10 protein-coding genes and 1 tRNA gene are annotated in these 10,632 nt (G+C 71.2%); 5 read left to right on the top strand and 6 right to left on the bottom strand.

Annotation, left to right across the window (positions count from 1 at the left end; all coding sequences use genetic code 11):
* The coding region (locus tag QR78_RS30715; RefSeq protein ID WP_048431427.1) for a M20/M25/M40 family metallo-hydrolase at positions 1 to 820 on the top strand (820 nt) is incomplete at its 5' end.
* A 7-nt stretch (positions 821 to 827) separates the two neighbouring features.
* On the opposite strand, the gene QR78_RS30710 is transcribed toward QR78_RS30715, so the two are convergent.
* The 6 genes from QR78_RS30710 to QR78_RS30685 all read right to left on the bottom strand — a co-directional run bounded on the left by QR78_RS30710 (position 828) and on the right by QR78_RS30685 (position 6,813).
* Positions 828 to 1,085 (bottom strand): hypothetical protein, encoded by a 258-nt coding sequence (locus QR78_RS30710; protein ID WP_048431425.1) that lies wholly within the window; start codon positions 1,083 to 1,085, stop codon positions 828 to 830.
* 441 nt (positions 1,086 to 1,526) lie between these two features.
* A tRNA-Ile gene (locus QR78_RS30705) sits at positions 1,527 to 1,602 on the bottom strand.
* Positions 1,603 to 1,843: 241 nt separating this feature from the next.
* Positions 1,844 to 2,611 carry an ABC transporter ATP-binding protein gene (locus QR78_RS30700; RefSeq protein ID WP_048431424.1) on the bottom strand — a complete coding sequence of 256 codons (768 nt, stop codon included), beginning with the start codon at positions 2,609 to 2,611 and terminating at the stop codon, positions 1,844 to 1,846.
* On the bottom strand, positions 2,608 to 4,386 hold the full coding sequence (locus QR78_RS30695; protein WP_048431423.1) for a branched-chain amino acid ABC transporter ATP-binding protein/permease: 1,779 nt from the start codon (positions 4,384 to 4,386) through the stop codon (positions 2,608 to 2,610). Before QR78_RS30695 ends, QR78_RS30700 begins: the two co-directional genes overlap by 4 nt.
* 2 nt (positions 4,387 to 4,388) lie before the next feature.
* Positions 4,389 to 5,426 carry a branched-chain amino acid ABC transporter permease gene (locus QR78_RS30690; RefSeq protein WP_048431422.1) on the bottom strand — a complete coding sequence of 346 codons (1,038 nt, stop codon included), beginning with the start codon at positions 5,424 to 5,426 and terminating at the stop codon, positions 4,389 to 4,391.
* A gap of 229 nt (positions 5,427 to 5,655) precedes the next feature.
* Positions 5,656 to 6,813, bottom strand: a complete 1,158-nt coding sequence (locus tag QR78_RS30685) for an ABC transporter substrate-binding protein (RefSeq protein ID WP_048431426.1) — start codon at positions 6,811 to 6,813, stop codon at positions 5,656 to 5,658.
* A gap of 240 nt (positions 6,814 to 7,053) precedes the next feature.
* On the opposite strand from QR78_RS30685, the gene paaG reads away from it, so the two are divergent.
* The 4 genes from paaG (at position 7,054) to QR78_RS30665 (ending at position 10,527) form a co-directional block, all read left to right on the top strand.
* A complete protein-coding gene (gene paaG, locus QR78_RS30680) occupies positions 7,054 to 7,857 on the top strand; it encodes a 2-(1,2-epoxy-1,2-dihydrophenyl)acetyl-CoA isomerase PaaG (RefSeq protein ID WP_048431421.1) in 804 nt (267 codons plus the stop codon).
* A gap of 35 nt (positions 7,858 to 7,892) precedes the next feature.
* Complete coding sequence (gene paaI, locus QR78_RS30675; protein ID WP_082171680.1) at positions 7,893 to 8,300, top strand: hydroxyphenylacetyl-CoA thioesterase PaaI; 408 nt, start codon at positions 7,893 to 7,895, stop codon at positions 8,298 to 8,300.
* A 236-nt stretch (positions 8,301 to 8,536) separates the two neighbouring features.
* Positions 8,537 to 9,871 (top strand): phenylacetate--CoA ligase PaaK, encoded by a 1,335-nt coding sequence (gene paaK / locus QR78_RS30670; RefSeq protein ID WP_048431419.1) that lies wholly within the window; start codon positions 8,537 to 8,539, stop codon positions 9,869 to 9,871.
* A gap of 26 nt (positions 9,872 to 9,897) precedes the next feature.
* Positions 9,898 to 10,527, top strand: a complete 630-nt coding sequence (locus QR78_RS30665; RefSeq protein ID WP_048431418.1) for a TetR/AcrR family transcriptional regulator — start codon at positions 9,898 to 9,900, stop codon at positions 10,525 to 10,527.
* Positions 10,528 to 10,632 lie beyond the last annotated feature (105 nt).

Raw genomic sequence — 10,632 nt, 5'->3', positions numbered from 1 at the left:
GCTCCTGCCCGAGATGGCGGCCGCGCCGCTCACCCGCCCGCTGCACCTCGCGATCTCGTACGACGAGGAGGTCGGCTGCCTCGGCGTGCGCCCGCTCATCGCCCAGATGCGGGAGCGGGGCGTGAAGCCCCTCGGCTGCTTCGTCGGCGAGCCGACCGGGATGGCGGTGGTGATCGGCCACAAGGGCAAGTACGGCGCCAAGGTCACCTTCCGGGGCCGGGCCTGCCACTCGGCGCTGGCGCCCACCGGCGTCAACGCGATCGAGTACGCCGCCCGCTTCATCGAGCGGGTGCGGCTGACCGCCGAGGGTCTCTCCCGCGACGGCGCCCGCGACGACCTCTACGACGTGCCCCACACGACCGGGCTCACCGCCCTCGTCCAGGGCGGCACGGCGCTCAACATCGTGCCCGACCGCTGCACCGTCGGGTTCGAGTTCCGGGCCATCGCGGCCGACGACCCGCGTGGCCTCGCCGAGACCGTGCTGGCCTATGCCCGCGACGTGCTGGTGCCCGAGATGCAGGCGCGCGATCCGGCCTGCGGCCTCACGGTCGAGCCGGTGATCGACTATCCGGGTCTCGACATCGCTCCCGATGCGCCCCTCGTCACGGTCGCCAAGCGGCTTGCCGGCCGCAACGGCCACGCCAAGGTCTCGTACGGCACCGAGGCCGGCCTCTTCCAGAGCCTCGGCGACGTGCCCTCGGTGGTGATCGGCCCCGGCGACATCGCCCGCGCCCACAAGGCGGACGAGTACGTCGAGACCGCGGAACTCGCCGAGTGCGCCGCCTTCCTGCGCCGGCTGATCGCCGAGAGCTGCGCGTAAGCAGTCTTCAGCGCCGCGCGGCCAGGTCCCCCATCCGGGCGGCCCGGCCCTGCTCGACGTGCCAGCGCGCATCGGCCACCTGCCGGCGCAGGCTGTCGCGGCGCCAGCGGTGATAGAGGCGCCAGGGCAGCGCGGCGGTGCCGGCGCGGGTCTCGTGATGCGTCAGGCGGCGCAGCAGGCCCGGCAGGCAAGCGCCCGCCGCCTCGCCGGTGGCGATGTCGCCGAGGCGGACCTGGCGCAGCAACTCGGCCCGGTAATCCTCCATGCCGCTCCTCCCGCGCGCGTCCGACCAAGGGGATGCCGGCGATCCGCCGGTGGGGCCAGGATGAGAAGATCGCGGCGCGCTGACAACGCGGCATCGTCGCCCGTGAGGCGGCGCAAAAAGAGGCCCTGCCGGCGGGAGCGAGCAGGGCGTCCAAGTCGAGTTGGGGGCCTCGGCAGCATCCCCGATGGTCGTCCACCCGGTCGAGGACCGGGCCAGCGGGGACGGTCGGGCACGCAATGCCGCGACCGTTGAGAGGCTAACGGCTGCTTCCGGCCTGTTCCATCACGTATGTGAAGATCCGCCGCGCCGGATGCGCGCTGCCCGGGTCCCGGATGTTTGGTCCGACTTCCAATCGTTGATGAAGCAGATCATCCACGTCGTAGCGGATGTTTCGACGCCGCGGTCGAAGCTGCACAAGATTGTCAGGGATTCCGGAAATGGTGGTGGGCCCGGCAGGACTCGAACCTGCAACCAGACCGTTATGAGCGGTCGGCTCTAACCATTGAGCTACAGGCCCTCAGGCTTCGTCTTCGGCGTCCTGGCGCTTGGCCCGCTAGCGGGCCGAAGGACCCAGCCGCAAGAACGATGACGCGAAACCTGTCCGTAGGTACCCGGGGAGCGCGGTGGCGGCAAGCCCTTGATGGCGGATCCGCGCGGGGAGGGCGCGGTTGCATCCCGCGCGCCCGCGGATGCGGCCCTGGCGGGTGGAGCCGCTCCCGGCCCGCGGAGCCGCCGGCCTTCCGGGGCGGACCCTCGGGTCAGCCCGCCGCGACGATCCGGTCGGGCGGTCCCGCCTCGGCCCCGAGGCTCCCGAGGTAGGTTTCGGCCACCCGGGCATCGTTCTGAAGGGTGCGGCTGTCGCCCTCGAGCACGACGCGGCCACCGTCGAGGACGTAGCCGTGATCGGCGATCCGGAGCGCCGCGCGGGCATTCTGCTCGACGAGCAGGATCGCCACCCCCTCGTCGCGCAGGCGCGCCACCGTGCGCATCACCTCGGCGACGATGAGGGGGGCGAGGCCGAGGCTCGGCTCGTCGAGCATCAGGAGGCGCGGGCGGCCCATCAGCACCCGGGCCATGGCGAGCATCTGGCGCTCGCCGCCCGAGAGGGTGCCGGCCTGCTGGCGCCGGCGCTCGGCCAGGCGGGGGAAGAGCCGGTACATCTCGCCGAGGTCGCCGCCGCCTCCCCGGCCCTTTGCCGTGTTGCGGAACCGGAAGGCGCCGAGCGTCAGGTTGTCCTCGACGCTCATGGTCGAGAACAGCTCGCGGCGCTCGGGGATCAGGCTCAGGCCCAGCGCCACCCTGGCCTCGACGGGGAGCCGCGTCAGGTCGCGCCCCTCGAACAGGATGCGGCCGCGGGCCGGAAGCACGCCCATCAGGGCGTTGAGCAGCGTGGTCTTGCCGGCGCCGTTGGCGCCCAGCACCGTGACGAGCCGGCCGGGTGCGACGCTGAGCGAGACGCCCCGCACCGCCTCGACCTTGCCGTAGGCGACGGAGAGGGCCTGCGCCTCGAGCATCGGAACGGTCATGCGGCGCTCCCCAGATAGGCCTCGACCACCGCGGGGTCGCGGCGGACCGTGGCGGGCGCGCCCTCGCACAGCTTGGCGCCGAAGTTCATCACCACCAGCCGGTCGGCGAGGCCCATCACGAAATCCATGTCGTGCTCGACGAGCAGGATGCCGAGGCCCTCCTGGCGCAGGCGGCGCAGGAGATCGCTCAAGCTCTGCTTCTCCTGGTGGCGCAGGCCGGCGGCCGGCTCGTCGAGGAGGAGGAGCTGGGGGCCGAGGCAGAGCGCCCGGGCGATCTCGACGATGCGCTGCTGGCCGAGCGCCAGGCTGCCCGCCGGCAGGTCGCGGCAGGCGGTCAATCCCACCCGGGCGAGCTGGCTCTCGGCCTCGGCGAAGAGCGCCGCCTCCTCCGCCGCATCGAGCCCGAGCGCGCCGCGGAATGGGCCGGCCGAGCCGCGCAGATGGGCGCCGAGCGCCACGTTCTCGATCACCGACATGCCGGCGACGAGCTTGACGTGCTGGAAGGTGCGGGCGCAGCCGAGCCGGGCGATGCGGCGGGCCGGCAGGCCGGTCACCTCGCGGCCCCCGAGCCGGACCGCCCCGGAGGTCAGCCGCGCCACGCCGGTGACGAGGTTGAAGGTGGTGCTCTTGCCCGCACCGTTCGGCCCGATCAGCGCCACTACTTCGCCGGCCCTCACGGCGAATCCGATGTCGTTGACCGCGACGAGCCCGCCGAAGGTTTTTTTGAGGTTGGCGGCCTCCAGCAGGACCGTGCCTGGTGCGGCGGCCGGGCGCGGCGCCAGGGGCTCGCGCGCCGGCCCGCGCTCGGGTGGCGCGGCGACCGAGCGGCGCACGATCAACGGCCACAGGCCATCCGGCGCGCGCTGGAGCATCAGCACCAGCAGGACCCCGAACACGATCGCCTCGAAATTGCCCTGTGCGCCGAAGACCAGGGGCAGCACGTTCTGGAGCTGGTCCTTCAGCACCGTCACCAGCACGGCGCCGAACACGCCGCCGCCGATCGAGCCGGCCCCGCCGATCACCGCCATCAGCAGGTACTCGATGCCGGCATTGATGCCGAACGGCGTCGGGTTGATGGCGCGCTGGATATGGGCGTAGAGCCAGCCCGAGAGCGCCGCCAGCATCGCCGCATAGACGAAGGCGACGATCTTCACCCGCGCCGTGTCGACCCCGAAGGATTCCGCGGCCACGACCCCGCCCTTCAGCGCCCGGATCGCCCGGCCGGTGCGCGAGCGCAGCAGGCGGTGGGTGAGCCACAGGCTCAGCGCCAGAAATCCCCAGGTCAGCAGCATCGCCTCGCCGCCGCCCAGCACCGGATGGCCGAACAGCGAGATCGGCGGCAGGCCGGTGAGCCCGTCGTAGCGGCCGAGCGCGTCGGTGTTGCCGAGCACGTAGAAGAACGAGATGTTCCAGGCGATCGTGCCGAGCGGCAGGTAATGGCCCGACAGGCGTAGCGTGATGGCGCCGATCGCCCAGGCGGCGACGGCCGACAGCACCAGGGCCACCGGCAGCGACAGCCAGGGCGAGAGCCCCCCTTGCGTGGTCAGTAGCGCCGTGGCGTAGGCCGAGATGCCGACGAACATCGCCTGCCCGAAGGAGGTGATGCCGGCGACGCCCGTGAGCACCACGAGGCCGGTGACCACGATGGCCGAGAGGCCGGCATAGGTCATCAGCGTGAGCCAGAACGGCGGCACGCCGGGCAGGACCGGCAGGGCGACGACCAGGAGGGTGAAGAGGCCGGTCAGGAGCGGAGTGGGGGCGAGACGGGTGGGCATGGTCACTCCTCGTCCTCCACCGGGGCCGAGCGCAGGGAGCGCCAGAGCAGGACCGGGATGATCGCCATGAACACGATCACCTCCTTGAAGGCGCTGGCCTCGAACGAGGCGACGGATTCGATGATGCCGACGAGGATCGCCGCGGCGGCGGCCGCCGGATAGCTCGCGAGCCCGCCGATGATCGCCGCGACGAAGCCCTTGAGGCCGATGAGGAAGCCGGTGTCGTAATAGACGGTGGTGAGCGGCGCGATCAGCACGCCCGACAGCGCCCCGATGAAGGCCGCGACCGAGAAGCTGAGCCGGCCGGCGAGCGCGGGTGCGATGCCCATCAGCCGGGCGCCGAGCCGGTTGACGGCCGTCGCGATCAGCGCCTTGCCGAGCAGGGTGCGCGAGAAGAACAGCCACAGGCCGACGATGATCGCCAGCGTCAGCCCGATCATCCACAGCGACTGCCCGCTGATGAGCAGGGGCCCGGCCGGGAACGAGGCCTCCGACAGGGGCGGGGTGCGCGACCCTTCCGCACCGAAGAAGACGAGGCCGAGGCCCGTCAGCGCCAGATGCACGCCGACCGAGGCGATCAGCAGCACCAGCACCGAGGCATGCGCCAGCGGCCGGAACGCCACCGCGTGCAGGAAGCCGCCCATCGGGGTCACGATGGCGAGCGTCACCAGGATCTCGATCAAGAGCCCGGGCTTCATCGGCGCCAGGATCCAGGCCGAAGCGGCAACGATCCCCGGGAGGGCGAGGTCCCGGAGCGCGAGGCGCAGGAGCCCGCGCCCGTCGAGGCTGTGCCGTCCCTCGGCACAATCGGCCAGGAAGGCGAGGCCGCCGAGGCCGAGGAGCAGCGGCACGGTGCCCGGCAGGGTGCCGGCCTCCAGGCTCGCCAGGGTCAGCGCCCCGTAGGCGACGAACTCGCCCTGCGGGATGAGGATGACCCGCGTGACGGTGAAGACCAGGACCAGCGACAGGGCGATCAGCGCGTAGATCGCGCCGTTCACGACGCCGTCCTGGAGGAGGAGAAGGAGGATCGTGGCGTCCACGGAAGGGTATCCTGGGCGTCTTTGGGAAAGTTTTTTCTTCAGATGGTCCCACCCACGACCTCATCCTGAGGCTTGGGCGATCTCACACGGGTTCTGCTTGATCGATCCGAGGGAATTTAAGCGCGTCCCCCTCTCCCACACCTTGCAGCGATACCGGGCAAGCCCGGCATCGCCTGGAGAGGGGATCCCGCGCTTTAAGAGATCTCCGAACAGATCACGCAGCCGCCCGTCAATTCGTCGCCGGCAGCAGCTTCCACTTGCCGTTCTCGATCGTCACCATCACGCGGGCGCGGTCGTCCTGGCCGACATGGTCGGTCGGGGTCATGTTGACCACGCCGTTGGTGTAGACGACGTCCTTCAGGCCCTCGATCGCGTCGCGCAACGCCGAGCGGAATTCAGGGGTGCCGGGCTTGGCGGTCTTGAGCGCGACGGGAATCGCGTTCGCCAGGAGCACCTGCGCGTCGTAGGCGTGGCCGCCGAAGGTCGCGAGCGAGCCCGCCCCGAACTTCGCCTCGTAGGCCTTGGTGTAGTCGAGGGCGACCTTGCGCACCGGGTTCGCTTCCGGAAGCTGCTCGGCCACCAGAAGCGGGCCGGCCGGCAGCACCGTGCCTTCGAGGTCCTTGCCGCCGACGCGCAGGAAGTCGGCATTGGCCACACCATGGGTCTGGTAGTACTTGCCGGCGTAGCCGCGCTCCTTGAGCGTCTTCTGCGGCAGGGCCGCCGGGGTGCCCGAGCCGGCGATCAGCACCGCGTCGGGACGCGCCGCCATCACCTTGAGCACCTGGCCGGTGACGCTGGTATCGGTGCGGGCGTAGCGCTCGGTCGCGGCGAGCTTGATGCCCTTGGCCTCGAGCCGGGGCGTGATCTCGGCGAGCCAGCCGTCGCCATAGGCGTCGTTGAAGCCGATGAAGCCGACCGACTTCACGCCGGCCTTGGCCATGTGAGCCGCGATCGCCTCGGCCATCAGGCCGTCATTCTGCGGCGCCTTGAACACCCAGCGGCGCTTGTCGTCCATCGGGGCGACGATCTTGGAGGAGGCCGCCAGGCTGATCAGCGGCACCTTGGCCTCGGCCGCGACCTCGATCAGCGCCAGCGAGACCGGCGTCACCGAGGAGCCGACGATGGCGTCGACGTGATCGTCGCTCGCGAGCTTGCGCGCGTTGGCGACGCCCTTGGTGGTGTCGGTGGCGTCGTCGAGGACGATCCACTCCACCTTCTGGCCGCCGATCTCGGTCGGCAGCAGCGTCACGGTATTGGCCTGCGGGATACCCAGCGAGGCCGCCGGGCCGGTCTTGGCGATGGTGACGCCGATCTTGATCGGCTGCGCCAGCACGGGTCCGGCCAGCACGGTGCCGGCGAGGGCGAGCGCCCAGACGATGCGCCTCATGGTCATGTCCTCCCCTTCGGGCCGCGCCGGTTGGAATCCGGTCGCTGGCGTCCCGGGCTTCGTTGAGCCCGTCCGGTCGTGCTTTGCAAGTCCGCGCGGCGCCCGTCCACCCTGGCGTTCGGCTAAGAGGCCGCGTTTGACTTCACCCGCGCAGCTTTATAATTTACCGTCCGGTTGGTCAATAGATCGCGCCGGCGGCTTCTCGAAGCCGACATGGCGGGGCGGGGAGGACGGAACCGAATGAGCGAGACGAGCGAGACCCCGGTGCTGGTCGAGCGCCATGCCGGCTACCGCATGCTGGTCCTCAACCGGCCCGACCGGCTCAATGCCTTCAACGAGCCGCTGCACCTCGCGCTACGCGCGGCGCTCGGCGACGCCGCCGCCGATCCGGAGTGCCGGGCGCTGATCCTCACGGGCGCTGGCCGCGGCTTCTGCGCCGGCCAGGACCTCTCGGCGCGCAACTTCGCGCCCGACGTCGAGCCCGACCTCTCGCGCACGCTCGAAGCCTTCTACAACCCCCTGGTCCGGCAGATCCGCGACCTGCCGATGCCGCTGATCTGCGCCGTCAACGGGGTCGCGGCGGGCGCGGGCGCCAGCCTCGCCTTCCACGGCGACCTCGTGCTCGCCGCCCGCTCGGCCAAGTTCCTCCAGGCCTTCGCCAAGCTCGGGCTGATCCCGGATGCCGGCGGCACCTGGCTGCTCCCGCGCCTCGCCGGCCGGGCCCGGGCCCGCGGCATGGCGCTGCTCGCCGAGCCGATCACCGCCGAGCAGGCGGAGGCGTGGGGCATGATCTGGCGGGTGATCGACGATGCCGAGCTGATGGCCGAGGCGCATCGGCTGGCCGCGCAACTGGCGCAGGCGCCGACCTACGGCCTCGCCCTGATCCGCCGTGCGCTGGACGCCTCGGAGACGAACGACCTCGACGCGCAGCTTCAGGTCGAGAGCGAGCTGCAGGGCGAGGCCGGGCGCTCGCCGGATTACCGCGAGGGCGTCACCGCCTTCCTGGAGAAGCGTCCCGCCCGTTTCACCGGGCGCAAGCGGTGAGCCCCGAGGCCCTGGCCCGCGCCTGCGCGGAGGCGATGTGGGCCGAGGACCGGGCGAGCCAGGGACTCGGCATGACCCTCGACCATGCCGGGCCCGGCGAGGCGGTCCTGTCGATGCGGGTGCGCGACGACATGACGAACGGCCACGGCTCGTGCCACGGCGGCTTCCTCTTCGCGCTGGCCGATTCGGCCTTCGCCTTCGCGTGCAACGCCTACGATCAGCGGGCGGTGGCGCAGCACTGCGCCGTCACCTTCCTGCGGCCGGGGATGCGCGGCGAGGTGCTGACGGCCCGGGCCGTCGAGCGGGTGCGCGAGGGGCGCTCCGGGATCTACGACGTGACGGTCACCGACGCGGAGGGGAGGGTGGTGGCGGAGTTCCGCGGGCACTCGCGCACCGTGCCGGGGACGGTGCTGGCGGAGGAGGGGGGATCGGCCTCCGGCTGATCGATCCACCAGTTTTCCACCCCCGCGTCATCCCGGGGCCGCGTAAGCGGAACCCGGGATCCATCGCCGCCGACGTGTCAGGAAGAGGTGGAGGGCTGGCCACCAAGTCCTGCACCGTCAGCGGTTATGGATCCCGGGTTCACGCCTCCGGCGAGCCCCGGGATGACGACGAGGGTGTCAGAACTGTCGATGATCGAAGGTAGAACTTCATAAAAATTCAGTCAGGGAGAAACGCCATGCTCCAGATCGCCCCCCGCAAGCTCGCCCGCATGGTGCCGGACGCCGCCGAGCTCGACCGGTTCGAGACCGCCTCGCGGGCGGACCTCGCCGCCTGGCAGCGCGAGAAGCTGCGCGAGACCCTGCACCACGCCTACGCCAACGTGCCCCATTACCGCGCCGCCTTCGATCAGGCCGGCGTCCACCCGCGCGACTTTTCCGACCTCCCCGACCTCGCCCGCTTCCCCTTCACCGCCAAGGCGGACCTGCGGGCGAATTATCCGTTCGGCATGTTCGCGGTGCCGCGCGAGGAGGTGGCGCGCATCCACGCCTCGTCGGGCACCACCGGCAAGCCGACGGTGGTCGGCTACACCAAGGCCGACATCGACACCTGGGCCGATGTGGTGGCGCGCTCGATCCGGGCGGCGGGCGGGCGGCCCGGGATGCTGGTCCACGTCGCCTACGGCTACGGGCTGTTCACCGGCGGTTTGGGCGCCCATTACGGTGCCGAGCGGCTCGGCTGCACGGTGATCCCGATGTCGGGCGGCATGACCGAGCGCCAGGTCCAGCTGATCCAGGACTTCAAGCCCGACATCATCATGGTGACGCCCTCCTACATGCTGGCGATCCTCGACGAGTTCCGCCGCCAGGGGCTCGATCCGCGGGCCTCCTCGCTCAAGGTCGGCATCTTCGGGGCCGAGCCCTGGACCAACGCGATGCGCCAGGAAATCGAGGAGGCGTTCGACCTCCACGCCGTCGACATCTACGGCCTGTCCGAGGTGATGGGACCGGGCGTCGCGAGCGAATGCGTCGAGACCAAGGACGGCCTGCACATCTGGGAGGACCATTTCTACCCGGAGATCGTCGATCCGCAGACCGGCGCGGTCCTGCCGGACGGGGAGGAGGGGGAGCTGGTCTTCACCTCGCTCACCAAGCAGGCGATGCCGGTGATCCGCTACCGCACCCGCGACCTGACCCGGCTCCTCCCCGGCACCGCCCGGGCGATGCGCCGGATGGAGAAGATCACCGGGCGCTCCGACGACATGATGATCGTGCGCGGCGTCAACGTCTTCCCGAGCCAGATCGAGGAAAAGATCCTGACGATCCCGGCTTTGTCGGCGCATTACCAGGTGGTGCTGGCCCGCGAGGGCCGGATGGACACCATGACCATCCGCGTCGAGGCGCGGCCGGAGGCCGACATCGCGGACTTACGCGAGGCGGCGGCCGAGCGGCTCTGCCAAGCGGTCAAGGACACGATCGGAATCACCGCGACGGTGGACGTGCTGCCGCCCGGCGGCATCGAGCGCTCGCTGGGCAAGGCCCGCCGCGTCGTCGACCGGCGCCCCCGCGAGTAACACGAGACCAGCAGCGACGAGACCTCATGGCCCGCACCCGCGCCACCGACTACGACGACAAGCGCCGGGCGATCCTCGATCGCTCGGCCGAGCTGTTTGCCGCCCACGGCTACGACCGCGCCTCGATGAGCCGGATCGCCGAGGCCTGCGGCGTCTCGAAGGCGAACCTCTACCATTACTACCGCGACAAGGACGAGATTCTGTTCGACGTGATCCGGCTGCATCTCGAGGAGCTGCTGGAGGCCGTCGAGGCCGCCGATCGCCCGGGCCTGCCGCCCGAGGCGCGCCTGCGCGGCCTCGCCGAGGCCCTGCTCGAGGCCTACCGGGACGCCGACGCGCAGCACAAGGTGCAGATCAACCACCTCGGCCTGCTCGCCCCCGAGCGGCAGGCGGAGCTGAAGGCGAGCGAGCGCGAGCTGGTGCGCCTCTTCTCCGAGGCGATTGCCGGGGTGGCGCCCCACCTCGCCGGCACGCCGCTCCTCAAGCCCGTCACCATGTCGTTCTTCGGCATGGTCAACTGGCACTATCTCTGGTTCCGCCCCGGTGCCGGCCTGACCCGGGCGGACTACGCCGACCTCGTGACCCGGCTGATCGCCGAGGGCGCCCGCGGCATCGCCGCCGCGCCGGCCCCGGAGCGCCGCGCCGCCGGCGGCTGACGGCCCGGCTCCGGCACGCGGTCTGCCCGACTCTCCCGTGGACGACCGGCGAGGCTCCTGCTACCACCGCCGGCGGCCAGGCCCCGTAGCTCAGCTGGATAGAGC

Source organism: Methylobacterium indicum, from assembly GCF_001043895.1.
Lineage (GTDB): Bacteria > Pseudomonadota > Alphaproteobacteria > Rhizobiales > Beijerinckiaceae > Methylobacterium > Methylobacterium indicum.
Note: the sequence above shows the minus strand (reverse complement) of the source record. Positions and strands in the feature narration are given on the sequence as shown.